Origin of the sequence: Nonomuraea deserti (genome assembly GCF_004348685.1) — a bacterium.
Taxonomy (GTDB): domain Bacteria; phylum Actinomycetota; class Actinomycetes; order Streptosporangiales; family Streptosporangiaceae; genus Nonomuraea; species Nonomuraea deserti.
Map to the genome: position 1 here is coordinate 49,606 of NZ_SMKO01000018.1, position 17,814 is coordinate 67,419.

16 protein-coding genes are annotated in these 17,814 nt (G+C 71.3%); 10 read left to right on the forward strand and 6 right to left on the reverse strand.

Annotated elements, in window-relative coordinates:
- Positions 1-12 precede the first annotated feature (12 nt).
- The 6 genes from E1292_RS10485 to E1292_RS10510 all read left to right on the forward strand — a co-directional run bounded on the left by E1292_RS10485 (position 13) and on the right by E1292_RS10510 (position 9,156).
- Positions 13-318: an acylphosphatase gene (locus tag E1292_RS10485; protein WP_132594484.1), complete on the forward strand. Its 306-nt coding sequence runs from the start codon at positions 13-15 to the stop codon at positions 316-318.
- 190 nt (positions 319-508) lie between these two features.
- Positions 509-703 (forward strand): hypothetical protein, encoded by a 195-nt coding sequence (locus tag E1292_RS53585; RefSeq protein WP_090938435.1) that lies wholly within the window; start codon positions 509-511, stop codon positions 701-703.
- A gap of 174 nt (positions 704-877) precedes the next feature.
- Complete coding sequence (locus E1292_RS10495) at positions 878-4,717, forward strand: SMC hinge domain-related protein (protein WP_132594486.1); 3,840 nt, start codon at positions 878-880, stop codon at positions 4,715-4,717.
- Between the two features lie 52 nt (positions 4,718-4,769).
- A complete protein-coding gene (gene ftsY, locus E1292_RS10500; protein WP_132594488.1) occupies positions 4,770-5,942 on the forward strand; it encodes a signal recognition particle-docking protein FtsY in 1,173 nt (390 codons plus the stop codon).
- Between the two features lie 276 nt (positions 5,943-6,218).
- Positions 6,219-7,895 (forward strand): tetratricopeptide repeat protein, encoded by a 1,677-nt coding sequence (locus E1292_RS10505; protein WP_132594490.1) that lies wholly within the window; start codon positions 6,219-6,221, stop codon positions 7,893-7,895.
- A 4-nt stretch (positions 7,896-7,899) separates the two neighbouring features.
- Complete coding sequence (locus E1292_RS10510; protein ID WP_132594492.1) at positions 7,900-9,156, forward strand: MFS transporter; 1,257 nt, start codon at positions 7,900-7,902, stop codon at positions 9,154-9,156.
- Here the strand turns inward: E1292_RS10510 and E1292_RS10515 are convergent.
- Genes E1292_RS10515 through E1292_RS10525 form a run of 3 tightly spaced genes read right to left on the reverse strand, consistent with a single transcriptional unit; the run spans position 9,077 to position 11,951 of the window.
- The gene (locus tag E1292_RS10515) at positions 9,077-9,880 is read right to left on the reverse strand and encodes an ABC transporter ATP-binding protein (RefSeq protein WP_181958211.1); all 804 of its coding nucleotides are present in this window, start codon (positions 9,878-9,880) and stop codon (positions 9,077-9,079) included. The two genes, E1292_RS10510 and E1292_RS10515, sit on opposite strands and share 80 nt — an antisense overlap.
- A complete protein-coding gene (locus tag E1292_RS10520; protein WP_246090039.1) occupies positions 9,877-10,920 on the reverse strand; it encodes a FecCD family ABC transporter permease in 1,044 nt (347 codons plus the stop codon). The genes E1292_RS10515 and E1292_RS10520 overlap by 4 nt, the downstream gene beginning before the upstream one ends.
- Positions 10,917-11,951 (reverse strand): FecCD family ABC transporter permease, encoded by a 1,035-nt coding sequence (locus tag E1292_RS10525; protein ID WP_132594494.1) that lies wholly within the window; start codon positions 11,949-11,951, stop codon positions 10,917-10,919. Before E1292_RS10525 ends, E1292_RS10520 begins: the two co-directional genes overlap by 4 nt.
- A 100-nt stretch (positions 11,952-12,051) precedes the next feature.
- On the opposite strand from E1292_RS10525, the gene E1292_RS10530 reads away from it, so the two are divergent.
- A complete protein-coding gene (locus E1292_RS10530; RefSeq protein WP_132594496.1) occupies positions 12,052-13,020 on the forward strand; it encodes an ABC transporter substrate-binding protein in 969 nt (322 codons plus the stop codon).
- Between the two features lie 5 nt (positions 13,021-13,025).
- Here the strand turns inward: E1292_RS10530 and E1292_RS10535 are convergent, their stop codons facing one another.
- Positions 13,026-14,099 (reverse strand): PLP-dependent cysteine synthase family protein, encoded by a 1,074-nt coding sequence (locus E1292_RS10535; RefSeq protein WP_132594498.1) that lies wholly within the window; start codon positions 14,097-14,099, stop codon positions 13,026-13,028.
- A gap of 248 nt (positions 14,100-14,347) precedes the next feature.
- Between E1292_RS10535 and E1292_RS10540 the strand changes: the two genes are divergently transcribed.
- Positions 14,348-14,935, forward strand: a complete 588-nt coding sequence (locus E1292_RS10540) for a sigma-70 family RNA polymerase sigma factor (RefSeq protein ID WP_165974470.1) — start codon at positions 14,348-14,350, stop codon at positions 14,933-14,935.
- Here the strand turns inward: E1292_RS10540 and E1292_RS10545 are convergent.
- Entirely contained in the window at positions 14,932-15,840 is a 909-nt protein-coding gene (locus E1292_RS10545) for a sensor histidine kinase (protein WP_165974471.1), read from the reverse strand. The two genes, E1292_RS10540 and E1292_RS10545, sit on opposite strands and share 4 nt — an antisense overlap.
- Positions 15,841-15,894: 54 nt before the next feature.
- The gene (locus E1292_RS10550; RefSeq protein ID WP_132594502.1) at positions 15,895-16,734 is read right to left on the reverse strand and encodes an EamA family transporter; all 840 of its coding nucleotides are present in this window, start codon (positions 16,732-16,734) and stop codon (positions 15,895-15,897) included.
- A gap of 90 nt (positions 16,735-16,824) precedes the next feature.
- Here E1292_RS10550 and E1292_RS10555 point away from each other — a divergent pair, with 90 nt between their 5' ends.
- Both E1292_RS10555 and E1292_RS10560 read left to right on the forward strand, forming a co-directional pair.
- Positions 16,825-17,400, forward strand: coding sequence for a helix-turn-helix domain-containing protein (locus E1292_RS10555; RefSeq protein WP_132594505.1), 576 nt, complete (start codon positions 16,825-16,827; stop codon positions 17,398-17,400).
- Between the two features lie 84 nt (positions 17,401-17,484).
- Positions 17,485-17,790, forward strand: coding sequence for a hypothetical protein (locus E1292_RS10560; protein ID WP_132594507.1), 306 nt, complete (start codon positions 17,485-17,487; stop codon positions 17,788-17,790).
- Positions 17,791-17,814 lie beyond the last annotated feature (24 nt).

The window sequence follows — 17,814 nt, forward strand, 5'->3', positions numbered from 1 at the left end:
ACGGGAGACCAGATGTCGGAGAACACGAAAAATACTGAAAAATCAGAGAGCGTCCGGGTGACCGCCTGGGTGCGGGGGAGGGTCCAGGGTGTGGGGTTCCGCTGGTGGACCCGGGCCAGGGCGCTCGAGCTCGGACTGGCGGGATGGGCGCGCAACACCGAGGACGGCCGGGTGGAGGTGGTCGCCGAGGGGCCGCGGTCGGCGTGCGTCAAGCTGCTGGAGCTGCTCAGAGGTTGCGACACGCCGGGCAGGGTCGATGGAGTAGTGGAACGTTGGAGCGAACCACGAGGTAGTTTGGGCGGTTTTGTGGAGCGATAGCGACTTCCCTTAAACCCCCCAAATGGGGTATAGTTGTATGTCGGGAGTGCCCATCAGTAGGGCTCAGCGGTTCGATCGACTTGACCGCCCACACTGCCGGTGCGACTCTTGTTAAGTACCACGCGCACCCCTCCCGCGGAATAGAAGTGCGCGAACCAGTCTGGTCACTCAGCGTGGAGGACCCTTTACCATGGCGAAGGCTCTACTCGGCCACGTCGGCGGTCCTGACCCTCGAATGGTCTCGGAAATGCGCCGCCTGCAGCAGCGTATCCGGGATCTGGAGGCAGAACTCATCCGACTTCAGGCCACGAATGACGCTCTTGCGGCGCAAACCCGCGACGAGGCACTAAGCCGCATGCAAGAGCGCGAGCCGGCACTCACCTGAGAGTGATCGGAGCGCAAGACCCAGGGACGTCTCGAAGAGGCGTCCCTTGTTATTTTCCCCTGCTCGGAAAGCTTCCTTTGCCCTGGTCGCGCCGGTTCCGACGGCATGCGCCCGCGAGGCGCATCGGGGACCAGTAGTCTTTTCCGCAGTCGTCTAGGGAGAAGGGGGCCGCGCTTGTATTTGAAGACCCTCACCCTGCGCGGCTTCAAGTCCTTCGCCTCTGCGACCGCCCTGCGGTTCGAGCCCGGCATCACCTGCGTCGTCGGCCCCAACGGCTCGGGCAAGTCCAACGTCGTCGACGCCCTGGCCTGGGTCATGGGCGAGCACAGCGCCAAGTCGCTGCGCGGCGGCAAGATGGAGGACGTCATCTTCGCCGGCACCTCCTCCAGGCCCCCGCTCGGGCGCGCCGAGGTGACGCTGACCATCGACAACAGCGACGGCGCGCTGCCGATCGACTACACCGAGGTCACGATCAGCCGGCTGATGTTCAGGTCGGGGCAGAGCGAATACGCGATCAACGGCGACACCTGCCGCCTGCTCGACATCCAGGAGCTGCTGTCCGACTCGGGCATCGGCCGCGAGATGCACGTCATCGTCGGGCAGGGCCAGCTCGACGCCGTGCTGCACGCCGGGCCCGAGGATCGGCGGGCGTTCATCGAAGAGGCCGCCGGCGTGCTCAAACACCGCAAGCGCAAGGAAAAGGCGCTGCGCAAGCTCGACGCCATGCAGGCCAACCTGACCCGCGTGCAGGACCTCACCACCGAGCTGCGCCGCCAGCTCAAGCCGCTGGGCCGCCAGGCGGAGATCGCCCGCAAGGCCGCCGTCATCCAGGCCGACCTGCGTGACGCCAGGCTCCGGCTGCTGGCCGACGACGTCGGCACGCTGCGTGCCACCCTGGAGCGCGAGGCCGCCGACGAGGCCGCGATCACGGCCAGGCGCCACCAGGTCGAGATCGAGCTGGCGGAAGGCCAGCAGCGCGAGGCCGCACTGGAGGCCGCCGAGGCGGAGGCGCAGCCCCGGCTGGCCGCCGCTCAGGAGACCTACTTCAGGCTCTCGTCCCTGCGCGAGCGCATCACCGGCCTGGAACAACTCGCCGCCGAACGCCACCGGCACGCGCTCGACGCCGCCGCCATCGAGCGCAGGGGCCGCGACCCGGAGGAGCTGGAGCGCGAGGCGGCCGGGGCCCGCGAGCAGGAGCTGATCCTCAGGGCCGAGCTCGAACACGCGCACGAGCTCCTGGAGGCGGCCGTCGAGCGGCGCTCCGAGTCCGAGGCCGAGCTCAACGCGGAGGAGCAGCGGCTCGCGATGGCCGCCAGGGCCGCCGCCGACCGCCGAGAAGGGCTGGCCAAGCTGCGCGGCCAGGTCGATTCCGTACGCAGCAGGGCCAGGGCCGCCGAGGAGGAGATCGGCAGGCTCCAGGCGGCGGTGGCCGACGCGACCGAGCGCGAGAGCCAGGCCACGGAAGACCTGGAGGCGCGGCGGCTGGAGGAGCCCGCCGCCGACCCCGCGCTGGCCGAGGAGCTGGCCACGGCGCAGGCCGTGGTCGAGGAGGCCGCGGCGGTCGCCGACGAGGCGCGGGCGGCGGCCGAGGAGGCCAAGTCCTGCCTCGACGCGCCGCGGGCCGCCCTGCAGGCCGCGAAGTCGGCCGTGGTCACGGCCCGCGCCGCCGACCAGGAGGCCCAGCGTTCGGTGGCCGCGCTGGCCGCGCGCAAGGAGGCGCTGGAGCTGGGGCTGGCCAAGGGCGACGGCGGCGCGGCCCTGCTGGACGCCGGCCTCGCCGGGGTGCTCGGCCCGCTGGCGGCCGCCATGCAGGTCACGCCGGGGGCGGAGCCGGCCGTGGCGGCCGTGCTCGGTCCCGTCGCCGAGGCGATCACCGTGAAAACCCTCGACACCGCCGTCGAGGCCATCGACCTGCTCCGTGCCCAGGGCAAGGGCCAGGCCACGCTCCTCGTCGCCCGCGCCGCCGACCAGCTCCCACCGGCCCGGCCCGGCCTGGAGCCCGCAGCCGGCCCCGGAGCCCCGGAGGCGCCCGGTCAGGGATCCGGGGTGGCGGACGCGTCCGGCCAGGGGTCCGCGGGCGTGTCCGGGACGGCGGTCCTGTCCGGTCAGGGATCCGGGGTGGCGGGCGTGGCGGCGCGGCGGCGGGGGAGTGCTCCCGACGGCAGCCGCTGGGTGGCCGACCTCGTCACGGTGCCCGACCATCTCCGTCCGGCCCTCGACCACGTGCTGGCCGGCGTGGCGGTCGTCCACGATCTGGCGGCCGCGCGCGAGCTGGTCGAGCGCCATCCCGGCCTGCGGGCCGTCACCACGCACGGCGACCTGGTGGGCGCGTACGTCGCCGATGGCGGGTCCGACGGCGGCACCTCCGTGCTCCAGGTGCGCGCGGCCCTCGACGAGGCGGTCAAGGACCTGGAGGAGGCCGAGGGCAGGGCGGAGGAGACCGCCCGCGCCCTCGACGAGGCGGTCGGCCAGGAGCAGGCGGCCCAGACGGCCCTGGAGGCCGCGCAGGCCCGCGTCAGCGAGGCCCAGACCGCCGTCACGACCGCCCAGGCCGGCGTGAGCGCCGCGCAGGGCACGCTCGACCAGGTCAGGAGCCGCCAGCGGGAGGCCGACCAGCGCAACGCCGCGGCCGCCAGGCAGCTGGCCCAGCTCGAGGCCGCCGCCGGCGCCGCCCGGGCCGAGGCCGAGCGCCTGGCCAGGAGCGTCACCAAGGCGGAAGAGGCCCGCGCGGAGGGCCTGGAAGAGCTGGCCGAGCTGGAGATCCGGCTGGCCGAGGCCGAATACGCCCAGGAGCTGGAGTCGGAGCCCACCACCGACGGCCGCGACGAGCTGGCGAGCGCCTGCGAGGCCGCCAGGCAGCGCGAGATGGACACCCGCCTGCAGGTGCGCACCGCTGAAGAGCGCGTCAAGGGCATCGAGGGCCGCGCCGACGGCCTGCTGCGCGCCGCCCAGCGCGAGCGCCAGGAACGCGCCCAGGCGGCCGCCCAGCGCGCCAGGCGCAGGCGGCAGGCCGCCGTGGCCGAGGCCGTCAGCAAGGGCGCCAGGCGGGTGCTCGAGGCGCTGGCGACCTCCATCCAGCTGGCCGCCGGGGAACGCGACGAGGCCGACCTCACCAGGGTCGCGGTCGACGCCGAGCTCAAGCAGGTGCGCCTGCGCGTACGCGAGCTCGGCCAGGAGCTGGACAAGCTGGTCAACCGGGTGCACGGCAGCGAGGTGGCCCGCACCGAGCAGCGCCTGCGGCTGGAGCAGATGGAGCAGCGGGCGCTGGAGGAGTTCGGCGTCGAGGTCGAGTCGCTGATCTCCGAGTACGGCCCCGACGCCCCGGTGCCCGGTGACCCGCCCGTGCCGTACGTCCGCGAGGAGCAGGAGAGGCGCGCCAAGGCGGCCGAGCGGCAGATGAACCAGCTCGGCAAGGTCAACCCGCTGGCGCTGGAGGAGTTCGCGGCGCTGGAGGAGCGGCACGCGTTCCTGACCTCGCAGCTCGAAGACCTCAAGAAGACCAGGCGCGACCTGCTGACGGTGGTCAAGGAGGTCGACGACCGGGTGGAGCAGATGTTCGCCTCGGCGTACGACGACGTGGCCAGGGAGTTCGAGCAGATCTTCACCAGGGTCTTCCCTGGGGGCGAGGGCCGGCTGGTGCTCACCGAGCCGGCCGACATGCTGACCACCGGCATCGAGGTCGAGGCCAGGCCGCCGGGCAAGAAGGTCAAGCGGCTGTCGCTGCTGTCGGGCGGCGAGCGCTCGCTGACGGCGGTGGCGTTCCTGATCTCCATCTTCAAGGCGCGGCCGTCGCCGTTCTACGTGATGGACGAGGTCGAGGCCGCGCTCGACGACACCAACACGCAGCGCCTGCTGACGTTGTTCGAGGAGTTGCGGCAGAGCTCGCAGCTCATCGTGATTACCCACAACAAGCGTACGATGGAGATCGCCGACGCCCTCTACGGCGTGTCGATGCGCGGCGACGGCGTGACACAGGTGGTCAGCCAGCGACTGAGAGAGCGCGAGTCGGCCTGATGGGCGTGGCCTTGGGCATGACCATGGCGGTCGATCTGGAAAACTGACATCTGTGGATGGTTACCTCGGCGTCATCGTGATCGTGGCCGTCGTCGCCCTGCTGGCGGCCGGCGGTCTTTTCCTGCTCTTCCGGCCTGGCCGGAAAGCGCCTCCGCCGGTCAAGCCGCCCGAGGCTCCCGTGCTTCCCGAGGAGAAGCGGCCCGCGGGCACGGGCGAGGAGGGCGAGGGCGCGACCACCACGCTGCCGCCGCCGGCCAAGCCGGCCGAGCCCGTCGTGGTGGAGCCCGAGGTCGAGGTGCCGCCGCCGTCCGCGGGCCGGATGGTGCGGCTGCGCTCGCGGCTGGCGCGCTCGCAGAGCGCCCTCGGCCGCGGGCTGCTGGAGCTGCTCTCCCGCGACCGGCTCGACGACGAGGTGTGGGACGAGATCGAGGAGAGCCTGATCACGGCCGACGTGGGCGTCGCGCCGACCCAGATCATGGTCGAGGAGCTGCGCACCAAGGTCAAGGTGCTGGGCAGCCGCACGCCCGCGGAGGTGCGCGGCCTGCTGCGCGAGCAGTTGCTCGGGCAGGTCGACCCCGATCTCGACCGCACGTTGCACGTGCGCAAACACGGCGAACGGCCCGCGGTGGTGCTCGTCGTGGGCGTCAACGGCACCGGCAAGACCACCACCACGGGCAAGCTCGCGCGTTCCCTCGTCGGCGACGGCAAGAAGGTCGTGCTCGGCGCGGCCGACACCTTCCGCGCGGCCGCCGCCGACCAGCTCCAGACCTGGGGAGAGCGGGTCGGCGCCGACACGGTGCGCGGTCCCGAGGGTGGCGACCCGGCCTCCGTGGCCTTCGACGCTGTCGCCAGGGGCATGGAGGAGAAGGTCGACGTCGTCATCGTCGACACCGCCGGCCGCCTGCACACCAAGACCGGCCTCATGGACGAGCTGGGCAAGGTCAAGCGGGTCATCGAGAAGAAGGCCACGGTCGACGAGGTGCTGCTCGTCCTCGACGCCACCACCGGCCAGAACGGCATGCGCCAGGCCCAGGTGTTCGCCGAGGTGGTCAACATCACCGGCATCGCGCTGACCAAGCTCGACGGCACCGCCAAGGGCGGCATCGTGATCTCGGTGCAGCGGGAGCTGGGGGTGCCGGTCAAGCTCGTGGGGCTGGGCGAGGGGCCCGACGATCTGGCGCCGTTCGACCCCGAGGTCTTCGTGGACGCGATACTCGGCGACTGAGGACAATTTCCGGCATGGCCGTAATTGGTCCTGAAATACCCCTTACCAGATAAGCATTGATCGATGTCTTTTCTGTGTGCTGACATGTACCGGTCATCAACCTGAGTGCTCGGTTCCATTCAACGACGAAGGGGCATCCATGAAGAAGATCGTTGTTCACCGGCCAGGAACTGTGAAGCCGACCGCCGCGGCAGCGCCGAGGCACGGCACCTGACGCACCAGGCCGGCGCCTGATCGCGGGCGCCGGCCCTCGCCTGACCACGGAAATGGGGTCGTGTGGACACGATCATGCTGGACGCGGACCGCCGGATCGGCGGCCCCTACACCTTCGCCGCCGCGCTGCTCGGCCATCTCGTCCCGGCCGCCCTGGCACGGCATCCCGAGCTGGTCGCCGCGCATGACGTCGAGATCCGGACGGCCGGGCCGAAACTCCGCGACGTCGTCCCGGCGCGCAGGCGCTCACTGGCCGACGACCTCCCCCGCGCACAGCGCATCCTCATCCCCGCCGCCCGGCGCAGCCTCAGGATCGCCAACGGGCTGGCCGAGTTCGTCCGTGACCACCTCGACCGCGCGGGCCCTCTCGCCGTGACCGTGACGAACCTCGACGCCGCCGACCCCACCGACACCGAGCTCGTCGCCGTGCTGCGGCGCCGGCTCGACCCCCGCCTGCTGCGGATCGACGAGGGCCCGCAGGCACCGTCGGCCGGGGCGTTGCCGGCCGACTTCGACCGCTACCGCGACGAGGGTTTTCACCACGCGATGGCAGAGTCGGGCCTGGAGGCGCTGCGCGGCATGGCGTACGACGCCGACCCGCCGCGCCGGCGGCAGCTCCTGCAGCGCGTAGCCGCCTCGCTGGAGGCCATCGAGCGCGAGGACGAGGCCCGCGAGCTCTACGACCGCGCCAGGCGCGAGAGCACCGACCCCAGACACCGCGCCACCATCGCCTACGCCACCGCCATGATCCTCGTACGCCACCACGACCCCGCGCGGCGCGACCCCGAGCAGGCGCTGGCCTGGATCAACGAGGCGATCACGATCACGTCGCTGCTGCCCGACCCACGGGAGCGGGCCTTCCACCTCGGCTTCGACCTCAACGGCAAGGCCCTGGTCGAGGTCCGCAGGGGCCGGCCCGCCGCCGCGATGGAGCTGGTGCAGCAGGCCATCGACCTGGCCGAGGCAGACCTGCCGGCCGAGCATCCGATCCACAAGCTCGTGCTCCACGCCAACAGGGGCCAGCTCCTGGCCATGACGGGCCGGGCGGAGGAGGCGCTGGCCGACTACACGCGGGCGGTCGAGGCCGACCCCGGCTATCCCGACTACTACCTCGACCGGGGCAACCTGCTGCACAAGCTGGGCCGCGACGACGAGGCGCTGGCCGACTACGAGACCGTCATGCGGCTCAGCCCGCCCTTTCCCGAGGCGTACTACAACCGGTCCGAGCTGCGTTACGCGGCGGGCGACCTCGCGGGCGCCCGCGCCGACCTGGATCACACGCTGGAGCTGGACCCCGAGTTCGCGCCCGCGTACGTGAACAGGTCCGGGCTGAGCGCGGCGGCCGGCGCGTACGCCGAGGCCCGGCGGGACGTCGAGCGGGGGCTGCGGCTCGCGCCGCGCGACCCGCACCTGCTGTGCGTGCTCGGCCAGGTCGAGCTGGCCGAGGCGCGCCACCCGGCGGCGCGCGCCGCCTTCGACCGGGCCCTGGAGCTCGACCCCGATCTGGTCGCGGCCTGGGCGGGGCGGGCCGAGCTGGCCTTCGAGCTCGGCGACCACGGCGCGGCCCTGGCCGACCTGACGAGCGCCCTCAAACGCGAGGAGACGGCCGAGCTGCTGTTCAACAGGTCGGTGGTGCACCGGGCCTCGGGACACCCGGACCAAGCCCGCGACGACCTGCTCAGGGCCGCGGTCCTGGCACCCGGCGACGGCGACATCAGGCAGGCTCTCACCGAGGTATGAGCCGATGGGACGGCGCTACTGGCTGCTGCTCAGCGCGTTCCTCGCCTCCTCGCTCGGCACCTGGATCTACCGGCTGGCCCTGCCGCTCCTGGTCTACGACCTGACCGGCTCCGCGTTCGGCACCGGGCTCGTGTACGCCATGGAATACCTGCCGTACGTCGCGCTCGGCATGCTCGGCGGGGTGCTCGCGGACCGGGTCGACCGGCGGCGCGTGCTCGTGCTCGGCGACCTGATCTCCGGTGCGGTCACCGTGCTGCTCGCGGTCATCGTGACGGCCGGCGTGCGGCAGCTCTGGGCGATCTACGCGGTGGCGTTCCTGCTGGCCTGCGTCGATCCCCTCTACCAGCCCGCGTTCCGCTCGATGGTGCCCTCGCTGGTCCCGGTGGAGCGGCTGCCGCAGGCGAACGCGCGGCTCCACATGGGCGAGCACGCGGTGAACATGGTCGGCCCCGTGGTCGGCGGCGCGCTCGTCGTGGGCCTCGGCCACCAGGCCGCGATCTACGTGGACGCGGGCACGTTCGTGCTGTCGGCCCTGCTGATCTGGCCTGTCAGGGCGGCGCGGGGCGCGCTGACGAGACGCGGCCGGTCCATGCTCGCGGACATCCGGGAGGGCCTCAGCTTCCTCTTACGCGGCGACAAGGTGGTGCTCACCACCGCGCTCGCGACCGCGGCGTGCAACTTCGGGGTCTGGCTGCTGCTGGCCGGGCTCGTCTACTATCTCAGCTCGTACCACGGGTTCACGCCGGGGGAGATCGGCGTCGTCTACGCCTTCCAGGGGGCGGGCGCGGTGCTCGGGGCGGTGCTCGGCAGCCGGTTGCTGCGCAGGTATCCGCCGGGTCGGGTGATCTGCTGGGCCGTGGCCGCGGGCGGCCTGTCGATGCTGGCCATGATCGTGGCGCGCGGCCCCGTGCCGATCGGGCTCGCCTGGCTGGGGCAGTTCGCCGCGGCGGGGACGTCGATCGTGGCCGTCGCGACCGTGCGCCAGCTGCTCGTCCCCGACCATCTGCTCGGACGGGTGCTCGGCACGGCCAGGATGATCGCCTTCCTGTCCATCCCGCTCGCGTCGCTGGCCACGGGCGTGTTCGAGTCGGAGACGCGCAACGCGTACGCGCTGATGGTCGCCGCGGGGGTGGGCTGGCTGGCCATCGCCGCCGTCGTGTCGCACACGCCGCTGGGCCGGCTCAGGCTTCCCGCTCTGCGGGACGGGAGCGCGGGCCGATCGGCACCACCAGGGGAGTCCCGGCCACCGGATCCTCGATGACCTTGGCGTCCAGCTCGAACACCTCGCGCAGCAGCTCCTCGGTCAGCACCTCGTGCGGGGTGCCCGAGGAAATCACCTGCCCGGCGCGCATGGCCACCAGCCGGTCGGCGTAGCGGGCGGCCAGGTTGAGGTCGTGGAGGACCATGACGACCGTGCGGCCGGCCCGCTGGTGCAGGTGGCGTACGAGCTCCAGCACCTCCACCTGGTGGGCGAGATCGAGGAAGGTCGTGGGCTCGTCGAGCAGCAGCAGGTCGGTGCCCTGGGCCAGGGCCATGGAGATCCACGCCCGCTGCCGCTGCCCGCCCGACAGCTCGTCCAGCGGCCGTTCCGCCAGGTCGGCCAGGCCCGTCATGTCCAGCGCCGCGGTGACCGCGCCCTCGTCGTCGGAGGACCACTGCCGGTACCACGTCTGGTGCGGATGCCGGCCCCTGGCCACCAGGTCGGCCACGGTCAGCCCTTCGGGGGCGACGGGCGCCTGGGGGAGCATGCCGAGGATCTTGGCGACCTCGCGGGTGGGGATCTTGTCGATGCGCTTGCCGTCGAGCAGTACCTCGCCGCCCTGCGGCTTGAGCAGGCGGCCGAGCGCGCGCAGCAGGGTGGACTTGCCGCAGCCGTTCGGGCCGATGATGGTGGTCACGGTGCCCGCCTCGATGCCGAGGTCGAGCCCGTCGACGACGACGCGCTCGCCGTACCCGAGCCTGAGGTCGGCGGCCTGCAGTCTCACTTGCGTGACCTCCAGATCAGATGGATCAGGTAGGGGGCGCCCAGCACGGCGGTGACGATGCCGACGGGCAGCTCGAGCGGGGAGAACGCGGTGCGCGCGATCAGGTCGGCGCCCGTGGTGAGCACGCCGCCGATGACCGCCGAGCACACCAGGGGCGGCCGGCCTGACCGGACCAGCCTGAGCGCGATCTGTGGCGAGGCGAGGGCCACGAACGCGATCGGGCCGGCGGAGGCGGTGGCCACGGCGGCCAGCAGCACGGCGGCCAGGATCAGCAGGGCGCGGGCCGGATTCATGCGGACGCCGAGGGCGGTGACCGTGTCGTCGCCGAAGCGCAGGGCGTCGAGCGAGCGGGTGCCGAGCAGGGTCAGCGGCACCAGCACGGCCAGGGCCAGCGCCGTGGGTGTCACGTGCTCCCAGCCCCGGCCGTTGAGCGAGCCGCTGATCCAGATCATGGCGCGGCTGGTGTCGTTGACGTCGCCGACCGTGAGGAGCCAGAACTTGACGTTGGTGAACACGGCGGCCACGCCGATGCCGACCAGCACCAGGCGGTAGCCGTCCAGGCCGCGCCGCCATGCCAGCCCGTAGACGACGGCGGCGCCGAGCAGGCCGCCGAGCAGGGCGAGCGCGGGGATGCCGAGGGTGGACAGCAGGCCGCTCACGCCGCCGTAGACGCTGCCGCTGGCCACCACGCCGGCCACGACCGTGACGGAGGCGCCGGTGGTGACGCCGAGGATCTCGGGGCTGGCCAGGGGGTTGCGGGCGATGGACTGGATGATCGCCCCGGACAGCGCGAGCGCCGCGCCGACGAGGGCGCCGGTGAGCGCGCGGGGCAGGCGCAGCTCCATGATGACGAAGTGGCCCGGGTCGTTGACGTCGAACGTGCCGGCGACCACGCCGGCGATGCTCATCTCGATGTCGCCGATGCGCATGTTCAGGGCCATGAGCAGGGCGAGCAGGACCAGCCCCGTCAGGGTGAGCACGACGGCGCGCGGGCGTACCTGCCAGGACAGGCCGGCGACGCGCAGGGGGAGAGTGGTCACAGGCGCACCGGCTTCCTGCGCCGCACCAGGGCGACGAAGAACGGCGCCCCGAGCAGCGCGAGCACCACACCGACCTCCAGCTCTCCCGGCGGGGCCACCACGCGCCCGACCACGTCGGCGACCAGCAGCAGCGCGGCGCCGACGAGCCCGGAGTACGGCAGCAGCCACCGGTGGTCGGTGCCTGACAGCGGACGGGTCAGGTGCGGCACGATGAGCCCGACGAACGCCAGCGATCCGCAGGCGGCGACCGACGCGCCCGACAGCAGGGTGACGGCGGCGACGCCGACGGCGCGGGTCACGGGGATGTTCTGGCCGAGGCTCCTGGCGACGTCCTCGCCGAGCGACAGGGCGTTGAGCCCCGGGGCGTTGACCGCCGCCAGCACGAGGCCCACCAGGATGAACGGCAGCACCTGCCAGACGACGTCGGCGCCCCTGGCCGCGATCGAGCCCGCCTGCCAGAAGCGGAAGACGTCCATCGCCTGCTCGTCCAGCAGCACGATGGCCGAGGTCAGCGCGTAGAGGAAGGCGCTCACGGCGGTGCCCGCGAGCGCCAGCGTGACCGGGGTCGGGCTGCCCTTGCCGCCCGTCATGCCGAGCGCGAACACCGCGACGCTGGCCACCAGCGCCCCCGCCAGACCGAACCAGATGTAGCCGAGCAGGCTGGAGACGCCGAGCAGGACGATCGACGACACCATCGCGAACGCCGCCCCCTGCGTGACTCCGAGCAGGCCGGGGTCGGCGAGCGGGTTGCGGGTGTGGCCCTGCATGAGCGCGCCGGCCACGCCGAGCGCGACTCCGGCGAGCACGCCGAGGACCGTCCTGGGGACGCGCAGCGCGCGGATGACGATGTCGTTCTCGGTGCCGGTCGGCGCGGTGAGCGCGTGCCAGGCGTCGGTGAGCGGCACGGACTTGGAGCCGATGGTGACGCTCAGCACCACGGCGGCGACCACGGCGGCGAGCAGCACGGACAGGACCGTGAGCCGCCGGTGGCGGACGCCACGAAGCCGGGGGGCGACGGCCGTTGCGCTCACCCGTGCCCTCCTCGATGTTTGCCGGATCCCGGTGCAGTATGCCAGCTTAGGCAGGGCTAACCTAAATTAGGTTTGCCTTATTTTGACCGAGAGGGTGCTGATGAGACCGTTGCGCGCGCTGGTCTGCGCTGTCCTGGCCGTGGGGCTCGCCGCCTGCGGTTCCGCGGAGCCCGCGGACGCCCCCGCGCCGAGTGCCCCCTTCAGGACCGTCAAGCACGTCATGGGCGAGACGGTGATCCCGGAGCAGCCGAAGCGGGTGGTGGCGCTCGACCAGAGCTTCGTCGACGCGGTGCTCACCCTGGAGACGCCGGTGGTGGGCTACACCACCTACCGGTCGATCGACACTGAGCTTCCCGGCTATCTCGGGGCCGTCGCCGAGCGGTACGGCAAGCAGGCCACTCCGGTCGGGACGCTGGAGCAGCCGAGTCTGGAGAAGATCATCGCGCTCAAGCCCGACCTGATCGTCTCGGCCAAGGTCCGCCACGAGGCGCTGTACGAGAAGCTCTCCAAGATCGCGCCCACGGTCTTCAGCGAGACCACAGGGGCCATCTGGAAGGAGAACCTCCGGCTCATGGGTCAGGCCCTGGGCAAGGAGACGCTCGCCGACGCCAGGATCAAGGAGTACGAGGAGCGTGCCGCCGCGATCGGTGCGGCGATCAAGAAGAAGGACGGCGAACTGCCGACGATCTCCGTCGTGCGCTTCGCCGGCGAGCCGACGACCCGGCTCTACGTGGAGAACTCGTACTCCGGCGTGGTCTTGAAGGACGTCGGGTTCCCCCGGCCGGAGAGCCAGCCGACCGCGAAGGACGCCATCGCCGTGGACGTCAGCCAGGAGCGGATCGCGGAGCTGGACGCCGACCAGATCTTCGTCGCGACATATCCGGATCCGTCGTCTGACGGGCCCAAGGAGAAGTTCGTGAACAACCCGCTGTGGGGCAAGCTCAAGGGCGACAAGCACGAGGTGAGCGACCTGACCTGGATGAGCGCTGTGGGCATCCAGGGGGCGCACGCCATGCTGGACGACGTGGCGAAGTTCTTCGCCGTCGATCCCGCCAGACCCGCCTCCTGACGCCTCTACCGGGGCAGGAACGCGCGCAGCTCCCCCAGGTGGGGAGCGACGTCCAGGCCCTGCCGGGCGAGCCAGCTCGGGTCGCCGTACGTGCCCTCGTAGCGGTCGCCGCTGTCGCAGACCAGCGTGACGATGCTGCCCCGCTCGCCCGACTCGCGCATCTCCGCGATGAGGCCCACGCAGGCCGCCATGTTCGTCCCCGTCGATCCGCCCACGTGGAGGCCGGTCACCTCGCGGGTCCAGTGCATGGCGGCGATCGAGCGGGCGTCCGGCACGGCGATCATGCGGTCGATGACGGCCGGCTGGAAGGAGGGCTCCACGCGGGGGCGGCCGATGCCCTCGATGCGGGAGCCCGGCGCGGTGACCGTGGTGTCGCCGGAGACCCAGCTCGGGTAGAAGGCCGACCCCTCGGGGTCGGCGACGGCCAGGCGGGTGGCGTGGCGGCGGTAGCGGATGTAGCGGCCGATGGTGGAGGACGTGCCGCCGGTGCCGGCGCCGACCACGATCCACGCGGGCACCGGGTAGGGTTCCATGGACATCTGGGAATAGATGGACTCGGCGATGTTGTTGTTCCCGCGCCAGTCGGTCGCCCGCTCCGCGTAGGTGAACTGATCCATGAAGTGCCCGCCGGTCTCGGCGGCCAGGCGGTGAGATTCCTCATAGATCGCACCCGGATCGCTCACGAGATGACACTTCCCACCGTAGAACTCGATGAGGTGGCACTTCTCCGGCGACGTGGACGCGGGCATGACGGCGATGAAGGGCAGGCCGAGCAGCCGGGCGAAATAGGCCTCGCTGACGGCGGTGGATCCGCTCGACGCCTCGACGACGGTCGTGGCGGGCCCGATCCAGCCGTTGGCCAGGCCATAGAGGAAGAGAGAACGAGCGAGCCGATGTTTGAGTGAACCTGTGGGGTGCACCGACTCGTCTTTCAAGTAGAGGTTTACACCCCAGTCCGAGGGCAGCGGAAAGACGTGCAGATGTGTGTCGCAACTACGGTTGGCGTCGGCCTCGACCTTCCGTATGGCCTCGGCCACCCAGCGGCGGGTGCCGGGGTCGTGGCGGTCGACGAAGCTCATGCTCATACGCTATCCCATGTGACTCTTGCCACTCTTACTGTGATATTGGGTGGGTAGTGTTATGATAATGAGACTTGTCCGGCCGTGGACGTGACCACGCACGCCGCGAGCAGATGGACGGAAACCCCTTCTGGCCAAGGCCGAACCGCACTAACGCGCCCCTTACCTGGTGCTTGCGATGATGGAACCGCTGTCAGGCGGCTTGTGCCGAAACGGGGGATAGCGCAAGGGGGATTGATTTGATCACTATGACCGATGAGCAGCGTCAGGACTGGTTCGAACGGGATGTCGTGCCCGTGACGTCGCAGCTGTTCGCCTCCGCCATGCGCCTGACTCGCAACACCGCCGACGCGGAGGATCTGGTGCAGGAGACGGTGGCGAAGGCGTACACGTCCTACCACCAGTTCCGCGAGGGCACCAACCTCAAGGCGTGGTTGCACCGGATTCTGACCAACAACTTCATTAACGACTACCGCAAGAAGCAGCGCTCTCCCAAGCTGTCCGCAGCCGAGGACATCGAGGACTGGCAGCTGCACGCCGCCGAGTCGCACTCCTCGACCGGGCTGCGCTCCGCCGAGAACGAGGCGCTCGACCGGCTCCCCGACAACATCGTGATGAACGCCCTGCGCAGCCTGCCCGAGGACTTCCGCGTGGCCGTCTACCTGGCCGACGTCGAGGGCTTCGCGTACAAGGAGATCGCTGAGCGCATGGGCACGCCGATCGGCACCGTGATGTCGCGCCTCCACCGCGGCCGCCGCCAGCTGCGCGGCATGCTGGAGGAGTACGCCCGCGAGGAGGGCGCCGTCCGCGTCCCCGCGCAGAGCGCCGCCGCCTAGGACCCCATGGCGAGATGGAGGCGGACGCGTAACAGGCCGCCTTCCGCCCGTAACTCGACGAGATCGCACAGCTGCCGGCTGATCCAGAGCCCGTATCCCCTGGGGGATCCGGGCTCGGGTGGTATGTAGCCGGGTAGCGGGTCGTGGAGCGCGCCGCCCGGTTCGGCGATCTCGCAGACGAGCTCCCCGTCCTCCACCCACATCGTGACCGTGCCGTGCCCGGCGCCGTGCTCGATGCTGTTGGCCGCGATCTCCGACGCGCTGAGCACGAGCGACGTGGTCAGGTCGCCGTCCATGCCGGCCGCCCTGGCGTAGTCGCCGACGGTCCGGCGCAGCCGCTTCAGCTCGCGCGCGGTGAACCCGAACGTCTTGGCGTCGCCGCGCGGCTCGGGCAGGGGCGCCCGATCGGTGTCCAGGACGAGGTCGTGCGGGTTCACGAACCGGGCGCCGGCCGCCTCGCCCTCGGGGCCGAGCAGCAGGGGATGGGTGACCTGGGTGTGATCGAGCACGTCCGCGGGGACCTTCCGCACGTCGTACAGGCACCACAGGATCGCCGGCCGCGCCCGGAGCGCGGCGTTGACCACCGACTCGTAGCGGATGAGCTCCCTGACCTCGCGCGCGCTCCTGCCCTCCCATCCGGGTTCGCCGATGACGAACGTGCCGTGGTCGCGCGTGTAGTCGTGCAGCGCGGCCAGCGTCCGGTAGGGATGGGCGTACCAGGAGGAGGCGTCGCGGTGGTCGACGCGGCCGGCGTCGCGGCCCAGGGCGTCGGCGAGCAGCCCGGAATTGGCCGGGCCCGTGATCACCAGGACCCGCCTGCCCTCGCCCAGCGCCGCGCGCACGCGCGGGACGGTGACGCTCAGGAGCGCCTCATCCGTGGCGTACGGCACCGCGACGTGCCTCAACGACTCATCACCGGAACGTGCCCGATCAGGGCGCACGGGCGAAACGTAGCAAGGCTAGGGGTGCTGTGCAACGGCTATCAGCGCGACCGCCCCCAGCGCGCAGGCAACACCGGTCACCTGGACGGCCCGCAGGCGCTCGCCGAGCACGTGGCGGGCCAGCAGCAGGGTGCTGGCGGGGTAGAGGGAGACGAGCACGGCGACGAGGCTGAGCAGGCCGTCCTGCTGGGCCAGCAGGAAGAGCACGTTCGCCGTCATATCGAGCACGCCGGCCGCGACGATGATGCGCAACGACCCTGACCGCGGTCTGAGCGCCCGCCGGGTGATCAGGGCGAGCAGGGCCACCGTGGTCACGGACGAGAGCCTGGCGCCGACCAGCGGCCACAGGCCGGACTCGTGCGGGGCCATGGAGAGCAGGATGAAGAATCCGCCGAACCCGGCGCCCGCGGCCAGCGCCGCCGCCACCGAGGTGAACGGGCCGTGCCCGCCGCCGGAGCTGTCCTGGCTGACCAGCAGCACCGAGCCCAGCGCGAGCGCGACCCCGACCAGCGCCCAGAACACCGGCCGCTCGCCGATCGCCAGCCCGAACACGACGGGCAGCGCGGCCGAGGTGACCGCGGTCGTCGGCGCGACGACCGACATGACGCCCGTGGCCAGCGCCCGGTAGAACAGCACCAGCCCGGCCGCGCCCGACATGCCGGCGGCCAGGCCCCATGACAGCGCCGTGTCGCTGAAGGCGCCGGGCAGCAGCGGCAGCAGGCCGAGGATCAGCGCCAGGCCGGCGATCTGCGACAGCACGACGACCGACAGCACCTGGGTCCGTTTGGTGGCCAGGCCGCCGAAGAAGTCGGCCGTGCCGTAGACCACCGCGCAGGCGGCCGCCAGGATCACCGTCATCTCTCACCTCTTCCAGTCCAACAGACTGAACTCTTAGTACAACACATTAGGTGCAACAGGGTGCAAAAGGATTTCACTACACTGCACTCCATGGAGGACCCCGAGCTGATCACCCAGGCCATCGCCAACAACGTCCGCGCCCAGCGCTCGCACCGCGGGCTGACGCTCGACGCGCTGGCCGCCAGGTCGGGGGTGAGCAGGGGGATGCTCGTCCAGGTGGAGCAGGGCCGGACCAACCCGAGCGTCTCCACGCTCACCAGGATCGCCTCCGCCCTGGGCGTCACCGTGGCACGGCTCGTCGAGGTCGCCGACGTGCCCATGGTGCGCGTCATCGACAAGGCCGACGTGGTCACGTTCCGCCAGGGCGACGTGCAGGCCCGCCTGCTGGTGGGCGCGGACGTGCCGATGATCCTGGAGTTGTGGGACTGGCGGCTGGCCCCCGGCGAGCACCACGACGGCGACGCCCACCCGCCGGGCACCCGCGAGATGCTGACCGTGCTCGACGGCGAGCTGACGATCACGGTCTACGGCAAGAGCCACACGATCGGCAGGGACGACGCGGTGCTCTTCACCGCCGATCGCCCCCATCGCTATGCGAACAGGGGCGAAGAGGAGCTCAGGTTCATCATGGTGGTCGCCGAGCCCCGCGAGACGCACGACCAATGAGCTTCACCTGAGCCCGCCGCGTCGGGGACGCCCGTTGTTTGGGTACATCCCTGGTGTGCGCGGAACGTCGGCAGGGGGTGGCGTGTGAATGAGGCCCGAGCGGCGACGGAGAAGCTCCAGGCGGAGCTCCACGGTCTGGGCGTCACCAGCGCGTACGACGTGGGCGACGATGCGACCGTCTCGGTGTGGATAGGCCTGGTCGTGCGCTATAGGGATGGCTTTTACCGTTGGCAGGAAGGGCCGGTGAAACGTCGGCATCTGGGTACGGATCCGGCCGGATGTGCCATGCGCGTGGCGCGCCGCTCCAAAGAACTGCAGGCCGATATCCCACCCTGGTGGGACGACCTGGTCAGGGAACTGCGGGGGAAACCGGCCCAGGACTATCCGTAGCCCCCCGTACGCGGTGTTTCGGGG

Bases quoted from the DNA above. Each gene is read 5' to 3' on its own strand.
- E1292_RS10485 (WP_132594484.1), top strand. From the start codon at position 13: ATGTCGGAGAACACGAAAAATACTGAAAAATCAGAGAGCGTCCGGGTG.
- E1292_RS53585 (WP_090938435.1), top strand. From the start codon at position 509: ATGGCGAAGGCTCTACTCGGCCACGTCGGCGGTCCTGACCCTCGAATG.
- E1292_RS10510 (WP_132594492.1), top strand. From the start codon at position 7,900: ATGGGACGGCGCTACTGGCTGCTGCTCAGCGCGTTCCTCGCCTCCTCG.
- E1292_RS10530 (WP_132594496.1), top strand. From the start codon at position 12,052: ATGAGACCGTTGCGCGCGCTGGTCTGCGCTGTCCTGGCCGTGGGGCTC.
- E1292_RS10535 (WP_132594498.1), bottom strand. From the start codon at position 14,099: ATGAGCTTCGTCGACCGCCACGACCCCGGCACCCGCCGCTGGGTGGCC.
- E1292_RS10540 (WP_165974470.1), top strand. From the start codon at position 14,348: ATGACCGATGAGCAGCGTCAGGACTGGTTCGAACGGGATGTCGTGCCC.
- E1292_RS10550 (WP_132594502.1), bottom strand. From the start codon at position 16,734: ATGACGGTGATCCTGGCGGCCGCCTGCGCGGTGGTCTACGGCACGGCC.
- E1292_RS10555 (WP_132594505.1), top strand. From the start codon at position 16,825: ATGGAGGACCCCGAGCTGATCACCCAGGCCATCGCCAACAACGTCCGC.